Here is a 16,991-nt window from a genome sequence, read left to right on the forward strand (position 1 = left end):
CAAAGTAAACTCGGTTAAACTTGTACTACTTATCTATCACAATAACCATCGTACAGTATTCGGTCAATACACAAACACCGCGTTTGGTAATTTTATTTCGTTAAAAAATTTCAACAAAAGCGGTTTTAACGGTTTTTTGGTTGAAAATTACTTAATGCATGCGTGATAAATCATCTTTTTGATCAATTCTACTGTCGGCGTGAGATATTCTAAGCCAATAAACTCATCGGGTTGGTGGGCTTGATTAATACTCCCAGGTCCTAAAACTAAGGTTTGGCAGCCTAACTTATTAATGTAAGGCGCTTCGGTTGAGTAGTTAACTACCTCAGCTTCATGGCCTGACAATTCAGCAACCAGTTTTGTCCATGGGTTGTCTGCTTTACCGGCAAACGATTCAGCGCCTGGATATAAAGTGCTGATACTAATACTGCCAGGGTACTCTTTACTGATATCACTTAAATAATTCAGCACCATGAGTTCAAGATCGGCCAATTCCATTCCTGGTAAAGGACGAATATCTAAGTGTAAATCACAACAACCACAAATGCGGTTAGCTGCATCACCACCGTGAATATGGCCAAAGTTCATTGTAGGGTAGGGAACGGTAAAAGCATCTTCGCGATAGTTTTCACTTAAATGCTGTTTAAGTTTCAATAACTGGCCCATGACTTTATGCATTACTTCAATGGCGTTTAATCCGCGGGCGGGGTCAGATGAATGACCACTGCGGCCAATAACGCGAATACCTTGAGCTAAGTGCCCTTTATGCATATACACAGGTTTTAAGCTGGTGGGCTCGCCTATTACCGCATAATCAGGTGCAATTGCCTTTGAGTCGGCAAATGCTTTGGCACCACTCATAGTGGTTTCTTCATCGGCACTGGCAAAAATAGTCAGTGGGCGTTTAAAGTCTGCTAGAGGCATGTCTTTTAGCGCTTCAAGTACCAAGGCAAAAAAACCTTTCATGTCACAGGTGCCTAAGCCGTACCAACGATTATCTTTTTCTATTAACTCAAACGGGCTTTGGCTCCAACGACCTTCATCAAAAGGTACGGTGTCTGTGTGGCCGGCTAATAATAAGCCACCTTCCCCTTGGCCAATGCGGGCTATAAGGTTTTGTTTATTGCGTGAGTCTGCAACCGTAGGAGTTTCGCAGCTAAAGCCTAACTCGCTGAACCAATCTTGTAACAAGGCAATAACTGCATGGTTACTCATATCTTGCTCTGGCTCAAGCGCGCTGATAGATGGTGTGCCAATTAACTGTGTAAAAGCACTTTTTAGGTCAGGTAGTGTACTCATTAGTTGTCCTGTGTCTGAAACTATTAAAATACTTATTCAATAATATTGCATAAAAATTATTGTGTGCTAGTCTAGCAAACAGATGACTAAGGCACTACAACTAGAATGTAAGCAATGATAATAAATATGTGTAACTTTACTGTTAAATCCAATATACCAATAATCAGCAAGAACTTCCTGCGACGATAGTTCTAGATTAGACGTCCCCCGTCTAAATGTACTATGCTAACACTTCCATTTATGACAACAAAAGATAACAACATAATGAAAAATATCGCAATTATTGGTGCCAGTGGATACACAGGTGCACAAATTACGTCTTTGATAAATGCTGACGCTAATTTATCGGTTCAGGGGTTGTATGTGTCTGAGGGCAGTTTAGATAAAGGGCGTAAGCTAGCTGATCTTTACCCAGTGTATAGTCATATGCCTTATGTGCTTGCTCCATTAACTGACGAAGCTAAAGCGACAATTATTGCTGAAGCAGATGCCGTAGTATTGGCAACAGAGCATTCAATTAGTTTGGAATTAGCCGCTGAATTTTATAAAAAAGGCTTAGCTGTATTTGATTTAAGTGGTGCATATCGTTTTGCTGATGTCGCGCAATACCCTAAGTGGTATGGCTTTGAACATACTCACCCAGACGTACTTGCAGATGCAGTTTATGGCTTAGCTGAATGGAATAGCGAGCAAATTAAGCAAACTAAAATGATTGCCGTGCCTGGCTGTTACCCAACAGCATCATTAACCGCACTAAAACCTTTGAAGCCTTTGCTTACTGCTGCTTACCCAGTAATTAATGCGGTAAGTGGTGTTACAGGAGCGGGACGTAAAGCGCATTTACATACCAGTTTTTGTGAAGTCAGCCTGACACCTTATGGTGTATTAGGTCACAGACATCAGCCTGAAATTGCCACGCAATTAGGCCAAGAAGTGATATTTACCCCGCATTTAGGTAATTTTAAGCGTGGCATTTTGGCCACAATTACCGTGCAGTTAAAGCCTGGGACCACAGAAGCGGATGTCGCTAAAGCCTATAGCGTTTATGACAGCTCACCGATTGTGACGGTTAAGCATAATCAATTCCCTAAAGTAGACGATGTGGTACTGACACCAAACTGTCATTTAGGTTGGAAATACGACGAAAACAGTGGTTATTTAGTAGTTGCCAGTGCGATTGACAACTTAATGAAAGGTGCTGCAAGCCAAGGTTTACAGTGCATCAAAATCCACTTTGGCGTTTAATCACTAAATAAAACAAGGATAAAAAAATGACAACTAATTCTGTTTTAGTACTTAAAGTGGGTGGCGCATTACTGCAAACCGAAACCGGTATGGCTAATTTAATGTCAGCAATTAAAGACATGACCGCAGCAGGGCAGAAAATTGTTTTAGTTCACGGTGGTGGTTGCTTAGTCGATGAGCAATTAACGGCAAACGGTAAAGAGATTATCAAGCTTGACGGTTTACGCGTAACCCCAGCCGATCAAATTGGCATTGTAGTAGGCGCATTAGCGGGCACATCGAACAAAACCTTACAAGCAGCAGCAGCGAAAGCGGGTGTTGTCAGTGTAGGCATGAGTTTGGGCGATGGTAATGTGGTTAAAGCGAACATTAAAGATGAGCGCTTAGGACTAGTGGGCGAAGTGACCCCGAATGACGCTAGCTACTTAAACTTTATTTTACAGCAGGGCTGGCTGCCGATTTGTAGCTCAATCGCCATTTCAGATGCCGGCCAAATGCTCAATGTTAATGCAGACCAGGCAGCAACCGCATTGGCCAAATTAGTTAACGGTACTTTAGTGCTGTTATCTGATGTGTCAGGCGTGTGGGATGCGAACAAGCAAGTGATTAAAAGTTTAAATAAAAGCCAAATTGATACCTTAATCGCTGAAGGCGTGATTGAAAAAGGCATGAAAGTCAAAGTTGAAGCCGCTTTAGAAGTGGCTCAATGGATGGGCAAGCCGGTTTTAGTTGCTTCTTGGCAAGATACTGAACAGTTAAAAACATTAGCACAAGGTGGGTCCATTGGGACCCAAATACAGCCTTAATGGAGTAGTTTATGAAGCACCTGTTGTCGATAAAAGAGTTATCTCAAACTCAGTTACTGGATATTTTAGCGCTAGCTAAAAAAATTAAAGCCAACCCAGCTGAGTACCGTCGCGCTTTAGATGGAAAAAGCGTTGTGATGCTTTTTGAAAAGCCATCACTGCGCACCCGAGTAAGCTTCGATATTGGCATCAACAAGTTAGGTGGTCATTGTTTGTACCTTGACCAACAAAACGGTGCTTTAGGTGAACGCGAATCTGTGGCGGATTTTGCCACTAATATTTCATGCTGGGCCGATGCCATTGTCGCTAGAACATACCTGCACAGTACAATAGAAAAATTAGCTCAGTACGGAAGTGTACCTGTTATTAATGCGTTATCTGATTTATATCACCCATGCCAGGCATTGGCAGACTTTTTATCATTATCAGAAAAGTTTGATGATGTTAGTCAGGCGAGATTAGCCTATGTAGGGGATGGCAATAATGTCACCCACTCATTGATATATGGTGCAGCTATTTTAGGCTTAACCATGACAGTGATTTGCCCTGAAGGGTATTTTCCTGATGCATTGGTGGTTACCGAGGCACAAGCTTTAGCAGCACAAAATGGTGGTAAGCTGACATTATCTACTGATATCAATCAGATTGAAGGCCATGACGCCATTTATACCGACACCTGGATTTCAATGGGTGATGAAACCTCTTTAGCTGAAATTAAAGAGCGCTTTAGCCCATACCAAGTTAATGCAGCATTAATGACTAAAGCGGGTGCAAAATATTTTATGCACTGTTTGCCTGCTCACCGTGGTGTTGAGGTAACTGATGAAGTTATCGATGGCAAAGGTTCATTAATTTTAGATCAAGCGGAAAACCGTATGCATGCTCAAAATGCAGTATTGGTCACCTTATTAAGTTAGTCTGATGATTAAGTCAGTAATGCCATTGGCGTTATTCATATATCAAAATATACGTAATCGATTGTAGGAAAATAAACATGTCTAGTGCAGTGAAAAAAACCGGCGTTAAAAAAGTCGTCCTCGCTTATTCAGGCGGGTTAGATACCTCAGCCATCATCCCATGGTTAAAAGAAACCTATGATGATTGTGAAATCGTGGCCTTTTGTGCCGACGTAGGTCAAGGCGAAGAGGAATTAGTGGGCTTACACGAAAAGGCCATCGCTTCAGGGGCATCAGAATGCTACATCGTTGACCTGAAAGAAGAATTTGTTGCTGATTATATTTACCCAACTATTGCTACCGGCGCGATTTATGAAGGCACTTACTTGTTAGGTACTTCAATGGCGCGTCCAATTATTGCCAAAGCACAGGTTGAGATTGCCCGTAAAGTCGGCGCAGACGCCGTATGTCATGGTTGTACCGGTAAAGGTAATGATCAGGTACGTTTTGAAGGCTGTTTTGCTGCCCTAGCACCGGATTTAAAAGTGATCGCCCCTTGGCGTGAATGGGAAATGCGTAGCCGTGAAGACTTGCTTGCCTACTTAGCTGAGCGTGATATTAAAACCAGCGCATCGGCGACTAAAATTTATAGCCGTGATGCTAACGCATGGCATATTTCCCATGAAGGCGGCGAGTTAGAAGACCCGTGGAACGAGCCATCAAAAGGCGTGTGGACATTAACTGTTGCCCCAGAAGATGCGCCGAATGAGCCAGAATATGTGTCGCTTGCGGTTAAACATGGTCGTATTACCCATGTTAACGATGAAGCACTAACGCCATATGCAGCATTAATGAAGTTAAACGACATTGCCGGTAAACACGGTGTAGGCCGTATCGACATTACTGAAAACCGTTTAGTCGGCATGAAGTCACGTGGTTGTTATGAAACACCCGGCGGCACTGTGATGTTTGCGGGCTTGCGTGCCATTGAAGAGTTAGTACTGGATAAAACTAGCCGTACTTGGCGTGAGCAGATCGCTGCCCAAATGTCGCATTTAGTCTATGACGGTCGTTGGTTTACGCCTTTATGTAAGTCACTTATAGCTGCATCTGAGTCGCTAGCTGAATCAGTAAATGGTGATGTGGTGATCAAGCTTTACAAAGGCCAAGCTACACCAGTTAAAAAACGCTCACCAAACAGCTTGTATTCAGAAGCTTTTGCTACCTTTGGTGAAGATGAAGTGTATGACCAAAAGCATGCAGAAGGCTTTATTCGTTTATATTCATTAGCTAGCCGTATTCGCGCGCTAAATACGAAATAAACCTTAATCAATCTTAATTAGGGCGCTGCAAAGCGCCCTTCTTGTAATCACTTTTAATCTTACAAAAGAGTGAATAAAAGAGTGCTTAAAGAGTGATTACAAGAAGACAATATTGATCTAATCGACTTAATTGAATAGCAAAAAAGAGGATACCGACATGGCGTTATGGGGCGGAAGATTTCAAGGCGAAACCAGTGCACTTTTCAAATTATTTAATGACTCATTGCCAGTCGATTACCGTTTATTTGAACAGGATGTTGTTGGTTCAATCGCCTGGGCAGATGCCATTGCTAGCGTAGGTATTATTACAGCCAAAGAATGTAGTGATTTAAAAGCGGCATTAAATGAATTACTGGTCGAAGTGGGCAACGATCCCCAAGCGATTATCAGCAACGGCGCCGAAGATATTCACAGCTTTGTTGAACAAAAGCTGATTGCCAAAGTGGGTGACTTAGGTAAAAAACTCCATACTGGCCGTTCACGTAACGACCAGGTTGCTACCGATTTAAAACTGTGGTGTAAAAAAGAAGGTGCAGCACTGCTGGCTCGTTTAGGTACATTGCATGCGGAGTTAATTGCTTTAGCAGAACGTGAAGTTGACGCCGTTATGCCGGGTTATACCCATTTACAACGTGCACAACCGGTAACATTCGGTCACTGGGCGCTAGCTTATGTTGAAATGTATGAGCGTGACATTAGTCGCCTACAAGATGCATTGGGGCGTGCCGATTCATGTCCATTAGGTTCTGGTGCACTTGCTGGTACAGCCTACCCGATAGATCGCCATGCGTTAGCGTCAGCGTTAAACTTTGCTCGCCCAACGCTAAACAGTTTAGACAGCGTGTCTGATCGCGATCACGTGGTTGAATTGTGTAGCGCAGCATCAATCAGCATGATGCATTTAAGCCGTATGGCCGAAGACTTAATTTTCTTCAACTCTGGCGAAGCCAATTTTATCTCGCTAGCCGATGAAGTCACTTCTGGTTCATCATTGATGCCGCAAAAGAAAAACCCGGATGCGTTAGAGCTTATTCGGGGTAAAACCGGCCGTGTATATGGCAGTTTAATGGGTATTTTAACCACAATGAAAGCCTTGCCATTGGCATACAATAAAGACATGCAAGAAGACAAAGAAGGCTTGTTTGATGTGGTCGACAGTTGGGCAATTTGTTTAGACATGGCCGCATTAGTGTTGTCGGGCTTAAAAGTTAATCGCCCGCAAGCACTAGTGGCAGCTCAACAAGGTTATGCTAATGCGACTGAGCTAGCTGACTACCTTGTCGCCAAAGGCATGCCGTTCCGTGAAGCGCATCATGTGGTTGGCGAAGTAGTGGTATTTGCCATTGGTCAGCAAAAGCCGATTGAAGCGTTAAGCGTGGCTGAATTACAAAAATTTGCCCAAGTGATTAGCGATGATGTTTATCCAAACCTCACCATTGAAGCGTGTTTAGAAAAACGTGATGTATTAGGTGGCACTGCGATTAATCAAGTTAACGCAGCCATCGCAGCCAAAAAAGCGTAACTATAGCGTTATTGGTTTGAATAGGGTGGTTTACACCCATTTATCAAAAAGCCCTGCTGGTGGATACCAGCAGGGCTTTTATGTTTACAGGGCTTAAACAGCACTGTAAACATAAAAGCTTACAATGATAATAGCGGATTATGTGATCATTATAGATTGTTAGCTGGACACTTATCAGACATAATTTTAAACAGTAAGGTTAATCAGTAATCGTAATCAATCACTTATCAATGGCGTGCATTCATACATCTTATGGCTTTAGAACATTCGTCTAGCAGCACTAACCCTTGTTCACGCAGTCGCGATAGATTGTCGTGGCTGCGACGGACGTTGCGCCGTTCTCAACAAGAAGCCATAGCGTCATCAACCATGACCGCCACCAGCGATAACTTCTTTAATGCCTATGCCATATTTTTAGGCGCAAGCATGGGGCAAATGGGTTTTGTTACCGGATTACCGCAATTATTTGGTGCGATATCGCAGTTATTGTCAGTGTGGTTAGCCAGTCACTTTAGCCGTAAACTTTTTATTGTTACATCAGCGATATTGCAAGCGCTGGTGGTATTAGCAATGGGATTAGTCGCCGCCCTCAGGCCTGACAATGCAGTGTGGATGTTTATTGGTTTGGCGGTGTTATACCACGGTTTTATTAACTTGATTCAGCCCCATTGGCGCGCCTGGATGGGGGCGATAGTGCCTGACAAACGTCGCGGAGCCTTTTTTGCTGCCCGCACCAGATTAACCATGGCAGCGTCCTTGAGTGTGTTTTTTGTTGGCGGCGGTATTTTAAGTCTTACCGACAGTTATCAAATGGCCTGGCTAGGGTTTAGTTTACTGTTTTCAATCGCCTTCATGGGACGATTAGTGTCAGCATGGCTATTATTGCAAATGCATGATCCTGAACCTTGTTGCGCAAAAGAGAAAGGCTATTTTACCCAGACATTGGTCAATTTTCGCAGTGCTTGGGCAGATAAGGTTTTCCGTCAATACAGTTTATTTGTCGCCGGCATGCAATGTATGGTGGCAATCTCTGCACCGTTTTTTGCGGTTTACATGTTAGAAGACTTACATTTTACCTATTTAGAATTTGTGTTCGCCAGTGTCGCCTCCATTTTTACCCAATTTGTTACCTTGCGGTTTTGGGGACGCTTCAGCGATTTATATGGCAATAGAATTGTGATGATCATCACTAGCTGCTTAATTCCTTGTTTGCCACTACTGTGGATTTTTTCTGATAATTATCTTTATATTATCGGCCTACAAGTTTTTTCAGGTCTAGCGTGGAGTGGCTTTACCCTTTGTACCGCTAACTACTTATACGACATTCGGCCTTTTCGCAGCGACTTTGCGACCTATGCTGCATTGCAAGCATCATTAAGTGCAGGTTTTGTATTTGTCGGTGCCATGGTCGGTGGGTTTATTGCCACCTATGCCAATGACTTCTTGGTATTCACCGGACTTAATCAATGGTTATCTAGCCCGATATTTGTGGTGTTTATTGTGTCTACTGTGATGCGCTGTATGGTTACGTTATGGTTTATTCCGCGCTCTATTGAACCTAAAATTCGGCCAAGGCCGCAATTTTTACAACTCATATTCCGTATTAAGGGCTTTAGTGCCATATCAGGGGTGAGTTTAGATTGGCTTACCGTAACCAAACGGATCGTAAAGCGAAAACCTCACGAAAACGCAGACGAATAATACATTGAGCTGAGGTGACTTAGGCCATGACTATTATGGTTTAGGTAAGGTGTAATCAAAAAACTTTCGTTTATCAGGGCCAGTCGCATTGCTACTGATTTTATGCGGATGTTTATACTCATCCCAGCTGGCCACGTTGCGACCGACATTAAGCACAGGGTAGTCGATAGCATCGTCATCTTTTATCCCTAAAAAGGTCAATAAGGTTTGCAAGCTATTCGGCTGGCCAATATCAATACTGATAAAGTCATCCCGCCCCGCAAAGTAATCGCTTACTTGCTGCTGGTGGCGTAAATAACACTCCGCTAAATGCGCTTCATCACATACATCTTCAACCTGCCATATATCAAAACAATGATTAAAGCTGCGTTTCATTATCGGATGAAAACGGCCATTGTCTTTATCTAAATGCACCATCATCTTACTGAGCAACATTTGCATCGACGGTAGCCATTTATCCATTGGCCTATCTAAATAAACAAACTTAGCGCTGGGAAATAGCGCATCAAGTTGTTGATAGTCACTAAAGCACGGCGCATCAGACACCGCATCGGCCAACATAAACGCCTGCTTAGTAAAGGCCTGGTGAGCAACCGTTAAGCCTTGCTCAAGCAACGCAACACTCACGCTAGTCGTACCCGTACGTGGCAGGCCAATAATAAACACTTTATTGGCCTGTTTATTCGGCAAAGTGGGATTAGGTATCGTTGACAATGATGTTGTTGAATGGGGCAGCTTATAAGTCATTCAGTTGTTTTCGCATCGTGTTTATTTAGCCAGTAAGTGATTATACCGAAATGACTATTTAAAGTGTTATTGAAGTTAAAAGTGATCGTGATGAGGCAATTAATAACCCTATTCGCCTCATTTTGTGAGTAGAATAATTTGTTATTTGCCTCACCTTGCATCCACTTGATGATGGCAATGGGCGTATCACCCGTTTACTCACGGACTTAGCTTTAGCACAGGCTGAACATCGTTAGATTCATTTTTACGCTATGTCAGTGAGCATACTTGAGCGACGTAAAGCTTATTACGCGATATTAGAGTCTACCCAACAGGGTTCTCTCGATATTACACCTGGCTTCTTTGGTTTTTAGACACCTTAAACGATGCCGTTCAAAACTCTCTTAATAACATTGAACAAACCATTGCGAAAACCCAATTCTGGCTTCGTTTGGATCGACGCTCACTCACCCCATCGTTAACAACAGAACAAGTTAAAGTGCTTAATAGATTACTCGATGGTGACTTTAGCGATGGCATCAGCAGTAGCCAATATCAGAAAGTCGCCAAAGTCAGCCGGGCCACTGCAACCCGACATTTGGCCCAGCTTGTAGAGCAACAATGTTTGGCCAAAACTGGCGCGGGCGGCCGAGTACAAGGTATGTGTTGGTGCTGAGAGTATTGTATTAAGTTAAAAATTGTTTGAATGATATTTTGCTTGCGCCAACTATGTTTTGAAATGTAAGAGTATTGATTTCTAAACAAATAACGTCTTTATTTTGTCTGATCTTAAAGCCATTCAAATTATCAAAAAGGTACAATCTATCTACTTTTAACCAATTTAAGCTGTTATCACTTTTTAGAAGCAAATGAATAAAAGGCAAACTAGGTGATTTTATTTTATTGATTGGTATTTCTAGCCACCATACTGGCTTTGCTTTATTCACATTAGCAAAGTGAGTGTTTGACGTATTAAATACGACGTTAAAATTTCTATTTGCAAAATCTAGCGCTTCATTCTTGTTCATGCTTTTACCTAGAAATAAACCCATAAAGTATAACAATAACATTGTGTTATTAAATAGTCTCTGTAATATTACGCATCAATAAAGTATTGTTGTTTGTCGGTGAATATGGAAATTCAAATTGGTGATGTGCTCAGATATAAAAAGCCAGCAACTGCTGAAAACATGTATGAAGATGGCTACCTCAATTTCCATTTTCTAACAAAATCAATCGAAGCCAACAATCTGCAGCTTGAAAAGGGAATTAATCCCTGTGCCAAAATCAAAACTAGCTTGGGTGAACTCGTCCGCCCGGCAATACTAATTTCCAGTAGTCCAAATAAAAAAGGTTCATCAGAAACACCGTGGGAAGATTTCTACGATGTTGATAATGGTCATATTCGTTACTTCGGTGATAACAAGGAACCTGGTAAAGATCCCGCAACCGCGCTCGGAAATAAAGCATTACTTGAAGCGTTTCGTTTAGCCCATTCACATTGCCCACAAGAACGTTCACTAACACCGCCAATTTTATTTTTTAAACGTGTTGTAATGAACGGCGTTGCTAAAGGCTACCCTCAATTTCAAGGACTAGGCGTAATTAATAGTGTTGAGTTAGTGACTCAATGGGATAACAAACTGGGGCGTACCTTCACAAATTACGCGTTTGATTTTACTGTTTTTTGTATTGCATCAGAGCATGAAAAATTTGAATGGGATTGGATTAATAGCCGACGAAAAAAAGCGTTCTCTTTAGATGTTACCAATCAAGCGGCACCTAAGAGTTGGCGACAATGGCTTAAAGAGGGGAGTAATTCACTCAATAAACTACGTCGACGCGTTTCAAAATTACGCCTTGAAAAGTCGGTTAATCAAAGACCTATAGCTGGCAGTGAAACAGACAGAATATTAAATGAGATATATGCTTTTTATGCAGACAAAAAACACAATTTCGAGGCCTTGGCAGAGGTTATTGCGGAGCGCGTTATCGATAGGGATTTAGGTATTTATCAAAAAGGTTGGGTGACCCAAGGCTCGAGTGACGGCGGTGCAGATTTTATCGGTAAGGTCACGCTGGGTAGCGGCTTTTCTAAGGTCGAATTGATTGTGTTGGGTCAAGCCAAGTGTGAATCATTAAATACCCCAACTGGTGGTAATCACATAGCTCGTACCGTTGCCAGATTAAAACGTGGTTGGCTAGGCGTGTATGTTACGACCAGCTATTTTTCTGATTCTGTGCAGCGTGAAGTGATTGAAGATAAATACCCCATCATATTGATCCATGGCCTCAGAGTCGCCGAAGAAGTCGCCAAAATAGTCTATGAAAGTGAAATATATTCGAGTGTAGGTGAGTTTTTAATCGCGATGGATACAGTGTATCCATCGCGATTAAAGCAAAGGCAAGCTGAAGAAGTTTTAAATATCTAAAACTGGAGGTTCAGCAGGGTTCATTTCGCTAAAAAAAGCAGGAATATAGTCAACCCCAACTCTACCTTCGTGGTGGCTCTTAATAGCTTGAAAACGCGCAGCATACGCGGACTTTAACTGAGCAACTGGTATCAATGTAAGATTGTTTTCTTGTAAATTTCCTTTTCCCTTCTTTTTCTGAATAGAGGTAATAGAGGTCGCCGTTATACCTGCAGTAGTTAAGTAGGTAGTTTTATGGTTTTTAACTATCAATTGGACTAAGTCTGGCTGCTTGGTAATCTGATTTATCACCCTCAGAGCGACTCTCTCTCCATCGATATCAGTAATAAAAACATGAGAAGATTGAGTTGCAACACTTAGTGCGTCACATAATTCTTCTCGGGTAAGTTTTATGAAGCTTAACAGTCTATGAGGTGATAACCATCTTGCTACCTCATCCGTTTCTTGATTCGGTACCGTATCACAGCTTGGCGTAACACATACATACCAATTAGTTTGCTTCCCTTCGCTAGATTTTAAAATTGTCCCTGTAGTGATGTACTCAGGTAAAGAGCGCTTTGTTGATAGCAGTTTATTATGAGCATGGGCGACACTCATATGGAAGTTTTGATCGAACTTTTCTTGATTGGTTTTAAAATTAGATTTTGATACTTCCAGTGCTTTTTGTACAAATTCATTATGTGGCTGAGAATTAGATTTTTTAAACGGAATAAATACTGGAGGATTTTCAACAGTAGAATTAGCAACTGATTTTATCAAGTTAGGGACAGCTTTATTATCCCTATGAAGCAACTCATCTGATATATCCTGAAGTAAATGATGTAATAAGCTCTCAGATATAATGAGTTGTCTATTAGGATCTTCTTTCAATATTGACCATAGTAAAGCTATCTGCTCATGTTCGGGCTTACCAACAATTTTAGACATAGAGAAATTTGAGTCTTCAATTCGGTTTTGAAGCTCAGATAAAACCACTCGATAAAAGCTTGGATACCAGCTATGAAGTGCTTCTTCTAGTTTGTCCCATACAGCTTGTGGTTGTGTGACTATCTCTTCAGATGAACTATCTTTCTTTTCGCATAAAGCGATAAACACCTCTCCACACTGAATCCAAATATTATCCTTGCCATGTATATGCGACTTTTCCCTTCCAGCAGTTAGCAGGTTTTTTTCACTAATATCAAGCTCGCACAAATAATTAACAATAGCGGTAGTAGGCTCCTTGTGAATATCTTGATCAAACTCTTCTCGAGCTTGAATATCACTCCAGAACCGAACTCGAAGTTCATCTGTTATAGGATGGGCTGGCCCATCCAGGATAAAACTCACTTCTTCTGGTCGAGATAAAGTTGACCAGAATTCTTGGTATTCATCTGAAGCATCATCCCAAAGGGACAATGAGATTGGGTCATCTGAAAAATATTCTTGCGGGGTTAAAGTCTTAGGCCCTCTCAATGTTGCTGCAATTTCTAGCCAAACTTCAGACAAAGATTTGTTTGTGTATATAACGACTAAATTTAGGTGTTTACTTGAACTTAACTCCCTAAGCAGCTGCAATGATGCAGATGGGTCATCTCTGTTTAAACAATAATCTAAAATTATCAGATCGCTTTTTCGTACTTTTTCTGGGTTTAGTTGAGCAGTTTGCTTTTCAACATCACAAATACATTTAGCGTTGTGAAAAAAACGACCAAATTCAGCGGCGACCGAAGTACGTTTAAAACTATCGGCAATAGACTTAGCTGACTCACGAAGAAGTTCTATCTTGGCATATACTTCGGACAACATTAACTTTACATCCTTAGCATCCTGAGGTATAGCAGGTGGTAGCTCCCCCTCTGGTAACTTAGGTGCAATCTTCTGGATCTCTTCGATAAGTTCTTGCTGCTTTTGAGCTAAATCAGTATATGGATGGTAATCATCATCAATTAGAAGCACCGAACGAATAGCATCATCGCGAAATGTTTTGGTAATTTGTTGTTTGTAGGCTTGTGGCATTATCTTACTTCCATTCCGCGAAATTGAATTACAAAATTGGCACCATTTTGAATTAGCTTTTCTTCTGGCTTTTGGGCATACCAGATATTGTGGCGAGCTATCGCAAGGTTTTGTTTAGACAGGTACAAACCCACACCGTTGCCTGTTGGCCTGCGGCTATAAAACAGCTGGAATAGATTGCCAATATCGTCATGGTCAATAGCTGGTCCATTATTCGCAATTACGACCAAATCATTAATGATATCCACCTTTATTTCGCGCTCTTGTTCGGCTAAAGCCACCCAATACTGCGCGTTGTTCAGTAAATTGATAAACACCGGGATAATCCGTGACTTTACATCAACAATATTCATACGCATGAAGGCATCGCTAAATTCTAGTTTAATGTTTTGTTGTTCAAACTGATCTTGAAAGAACAGCTTTACATTTTTGACTATATCTTGCCCTGTAATGTCATCGCGGGTTTGATAACCGGAAAGCTTAAGCGGCGATAAAAACCTGAGGTATTCGGTAAACTGTTTATGCGCTTTCATTGCATTTTTAAAGCCTAACTCTTGTTTTGCGCCAACGCTCATGGCATTGAGCGAGCGAGTTACCGCTTTATCTTGTGTGCTAAGTTCATGAGCTAAAATTTCAAAACTAATACCTAGTTGCGCAAGGCTGCGCATTTGAGTAATTTCTTGCTCCGCTTTTACGCGTTCGTCTTCAGCCAAGGTAAAAGCTGATTCTAGATCAACACCTTGCTCTAATTTATCAAGGGCTTGTAAAAAACCTTCATACTTGGTGGCAATATCATCGGCTAAATCGCGATAAATTTTATCTAATGAATTAAGCACTTGAGTTGTATCACTAGCGTTGGTTACTGCATCGAGTAATGGCAAGGCTTGTTGTTCAAATACTTCTTTATCCACTCGCGCTGTTTTTTTCCAAGTAATCACTAAACGCTCAAGGGTTTTATCGATATCATTGGCATATCGATTTACCTGTTTTGTCAGTGCTAAATCAATAGCGTTATATTTGTTCTGCGCACTTTCCATTGGTGAGCGTTGCTGGCTTAGCGTTTCTAGTTTATTTAAGCGCTCACGGCAAGTTTGTAAAAGCTCACTGAGTTCGCCAAATAAATCACGATAGCTACGGTACTGTTCTTCGAGGTAATCATCCATCTTAGCGGGCTTGTTGGGCGCTTTTAGCTCAGGTCTTAGTGCTTCTAATTTATCGATGCCTTTAACTAGCTCATCCAAATGGTGAAGCGATAATGTTACCCCATCTTCTAGCTCTTTATGAAAGCTTCGAGCAGATTCTACATGAAGAGTTAGTTTAGGTAGGTTGGCCGTCATTGCACTTGTAAAAGTTTTTTTGGACAGTCGTGCTGATGAGTTACGGGCTTTAAGCTGTTTTTGTTTATCTTTCGATAACTGGTCAAGCATTATTTTTCGTTCTTCGGAATTAGTACCAAAGTAAGTATCTGCAAGCTTTAATAGAAGAGATCTTATCAATACCTTAAGCTCTCTGGCAGCTTCATTTTTCACAAAACCTTCACGACCAGCTTTATCTTTTAATGAGCGGTTGCTTTTGTGTTCTAATAAAACCTGGCCAAATAAACGACGAGAAGCCCAATAATATCGACCAGCATTCTTTCCTCTATTTTCTTCTATCTGAAAAAAATCATTATCTGAACGGCCATATGGTAGAACTCGTAAACCATCACGGAAGATCATAAATCCAGCGTATTTTTCAGCTTGCTCTTTTAAATATGCATGGTGTTCTGGTTCATGAGTCGATTTAGCAAGCTCAATTTCAAACGTACCTAATTTAAAGTCAAAAGCACCCGTTTTTGTTAATGCATCCATACCTGAGGTTCGACAGGGAAATGCCACATCAGGGTATTCTTTTCCAAAAGCGGTTACCTGACCTCTAAACCAGCCCTTATCGTCAATCACCCCAACTACTTTATGTTCTAATGTCTCAAACTGAGAATAATCAAATACGTCTTGGTAGTTAAGAATTTCGGTTCGATCACCGCGGGAGTAACCAACATTATCAAAGGCAATTATTTCATAATGAAATTCATTATTGTCACTCGATTCTCGGTTAAATGGGTCAACAAATGCACGTAAGGTATCGACTAAATCACGTTGAATTGCTTGATACTCATCGGCCTCACGGCTCATGTTTCCCCTGTTGGTAAGTAAAGCTAAGTCGCGATTCAAGTCTAAAAGAAAAAGTGCAGTGCCATGTTCTGCTTCATCTAGGTCAGTAACTTTATCTAACAAAGTGGCCCAACTATCGCTGTGACTTGATTTGAAAGTAAAGTTTTCACTTAATTGTCTAACTTTCTGCTCGGTAGATATAAATACTTCGTTATCTTGGCTGTTGTGTCGAAAATCGAACGCTTCTTGCTCATCTTCACTAAAGCGCTGCCACATATGGCGGAGCATTTTTTCATCTTCAGTTTTTGGGTTTAAGGCTAGATTTTTAAGCATGTCTTTCTGTAGACCTGAACATACAGAAGGTAATTCACTTAGATTATCAAACTGCTGCATAGGAACTTTAATATCATGCAAACTAAGATAGGTATTTTCAAATAAACGCCAATCAATTAGTGCTGCCGAATATTGTGTATTGCCTTTTTTAGTCACAATAAGGGTGACTGGGGCTAAAAAAGCAGTTGAAAGCCTGCCAATACCTTTTTCACCTTGGGTATATCTATCTTTTAAGCCAAAACGATCTTCTTCAGGTAGGAGGTTTTTTTTTGTTTTTGATGATGTACCAATAGTTAGCCAGCTATTGCTTAACTGCTCGTAAGTCATGCCGCAGCCATTATCGATAATTGCACCACATTTTATATCATCATCGAATAAATGGAGGGCTACATCTCGAGCATAAGCATCGTAAGAATTTTTCCAAAGCTCACTAACAGCTGTGGGCGCATCAGCTATTTGGCCTTTACCTAGGTGATCGATAGTTCGAGCCTGAGCCTTAAACGAAACCGATTTTCTTGAAGATTCATTGCTCATATCAAATGGTTACATTGGAAAATAATG

At 41.3% G+C, this 16,991-nt stretch carries 12 protein-coding genes and 1 pseudogene; 8 read left to right on the forward strand and 5 right to left on the reverse strand.

The window, feature by feature from the left end; all coding sequences use genetic code 11:
* Window positions 1-147: 147 nt before the first annotated feature.
* The gene (argE, locus tag ACRWP9_RS03260) at window positions 148-1,299 is read right to left on the reverse strand and encodes an acetylornithine deacetylase (protein WP_434927814.1); all 1,152 of its coding nucleotides are present in this window, start codon (window positions 1,297-1,299) and stop codon (window positions 148-150) included.
* A 264-nt stretch (window positions 1,300-1,563) separates the two neighbouring features.
* Between argE and argC the strand changes: the two genes are divergently transcribed.
* The 6 genes from argC (at window position 1,564) to ACRWP9_RS03290 (ending at window position 8,791) form a co-directional block, all read left to right on the forward strand.
* The gene (argC, locus tag ACRWP9_RS03265; RefSeq protein WP_434927816.1) at window positions 1,564-2,544 is read left to right on the forward strand and encodes an N-acetyl-gamma-glutamyl-phosphate reductase; all 981 of its coding nucleotides are present in this window, start codon (window positions 1,564-1,566) and stop codon (window positions 2,542-2,544) included.
* 26 nt (window positions 2,545-2,570) lie between these two features.
* Window positions 2,571-3,350: an acetylglutamate kinase gene (argB, locus tag ACRWP9_RS03270; protein ID WP_434927817.1), complete on the forward strand. Its 780-nt coding sequence runs from the start codon at window positions 2,571-2,573 to the stop codon at window positions 3,348-3,350.
* A gap of 11 nt (window positions 3,351-3,361) precedes the next feature.
* On the forward strand, window positions 3,362-4,267 hold the full coding sequence (locus ACRWP9_RS03275; RefSeq protein WP_434927818.1) for an ornithine carbamoyltransferase: 906 nt from the start codon (window positions 3,362-3,364) through the stop codon (window positions 4,265-4,267).
* 77 nt (window positions 4,268-4,344) lie between these two features.
* Window positions 4,345-5,568 carry an argininosuccinate synthase gene (locus ACRWP9_RS03280; protein WP_434927820.1) on the forward strand — a complete coding sequence of 408 codons (1,224 nt, stop codon included), beginning with the start codon at window positions 4,345-4,347 and terminating at the stop codon, window positions 5,566-5,568.
* Between the two features lie 157 nt (window positions 5,569-5,725).
* Window positions 5,726-7,090, forward strand: coding sequence for an argininosuccinate lyase (argH, locus tag ACRWP9_RS03285; protein WP_434928912.1), 1,365 nt, complete (start codon window positions 5,726-5,728; stop codon window positions 7,088-7,090).
* Between the two features lie 252 nt (window positions 7,091-7,342).
* Window positions 7,343-8,791: an MFS transporter gene (locus ACRWP9_RS03290; protein ID WP_434927821.1), complete on the forward strand. Its 1,449-nt coding sequence runs from the start codon at window positions 7,343-7,345 to the stop codon at window positions 8,789-8,791.
* Between the two features lie 33 nt (window positions 8,792-8,824).
* Here the strand turns inward: ACRWP9_RS03290 and ACRWP9_RS03295 are convergent, their stop codons facing one another.
* Window positions 8,825-9,538, reverse strand: coding sequence for a sulfotransferase family protein (locus ACRWP9_RS03295; protein ID WP_434927822.1), 714 nt, complete (start codon window positions 9,536-9,538; stop codon window positions 8,825-8,827).
* A gap of 149 nt (window positions 9,539-9,687) precedes the next feature.
* Between ACRWP9_RS03295 and ACRWP9_RS03300 the strand changes: the two are divergent.
* Window positions 9,688-10,207 (forward strand): annotated as a pseudogene (locus tag ACRWP9_RS03300) (Fic family protein); the annotation flags it as partial.
* Here the strand turns inward: ACRWP9_RS03300 and ACRWP9_RS03305 are convergent.
* On the reverse strand, window positions 10,204-10,545 hold the full coding sequence (locus ACRWP9_RS03305; protein ID WP_434927824.1) for a hypothetical protein: 342 nt from the start codon (window positions 10,543-10,545) through the stop codon (window positions 10,204-10,206). The pseudogene ACRWP9_RS03300 and the gene ACRWP9_RS03305 sit on opposite strands and share 4 nt — an antisense overlap.
* A 105-nt stretch (window positions 10,546-10,650) precedes the next feature.
* Between ACRWP9_RS03305 and ACRWP9_RS03310 the strand changes: the two genes are divergently transcribed.
* The gene (locus tag ACRWP9_RS03310; protein WP_434927825.1) at window positions 10,651-11,949 is read left to right on the forward strand and encodes a restriction endonuclease; all 1,299 of its coding nucleotides are present in this window, start codon (window positions 10,651-10,653) and stop codon (window positions 11,947-11,949) included.
* On the opposite strand, the gene ACRWP9_RS03315 is transcribed toward ACRWP9_RS03310, so the two are convergent.
* Together ACRWP9_RS03315 and ACRWP9_RS03320 are read right to left on the reverse strand one after the other, a co-directional pair.
* Window positions 11,938-13,947: a response regulator receiver domain gene (locus tag ACRWP9_RS03315; protein ID WP_434927826.1), complete on the reverse strand. Its 2,010-nt coding sequence runs from the start codon at window positions 13,945-13,947 to the stop codon at window positions 11,938-11,940. The genes ACRWP9_RS03310 and ACRWP9_RS03315 overlap by 12 nt on opposite strands.
* Window positions 13,947-16,964, reverse strand: a complete 3,018-nt coding sequence (locus ACRWP9_RS03320; protein ID WP_434927827.1) for an ATP-binding protein — start codon at window positions 16,962-16,964, stop codon at window positions 13,947-13,949. Before ACRWP9_RS03320 ends, ACRWP9_RS03315 begins: the two co-directional genes overlap by 1 nt.
* Between the last annotated feature and the right edge of the window lie 27 nt (window positions 16,965-16,991).

This window comes from Shewanella sp. HL-SH2 (genome assembly GCF_051164935.1).
Lineage (GTDB): Bacteria > Pseudomonadota > Gammaproteobacteria > Enterobacterales > Shewanellaceae > Shewanella > Shewanella glacialimarina.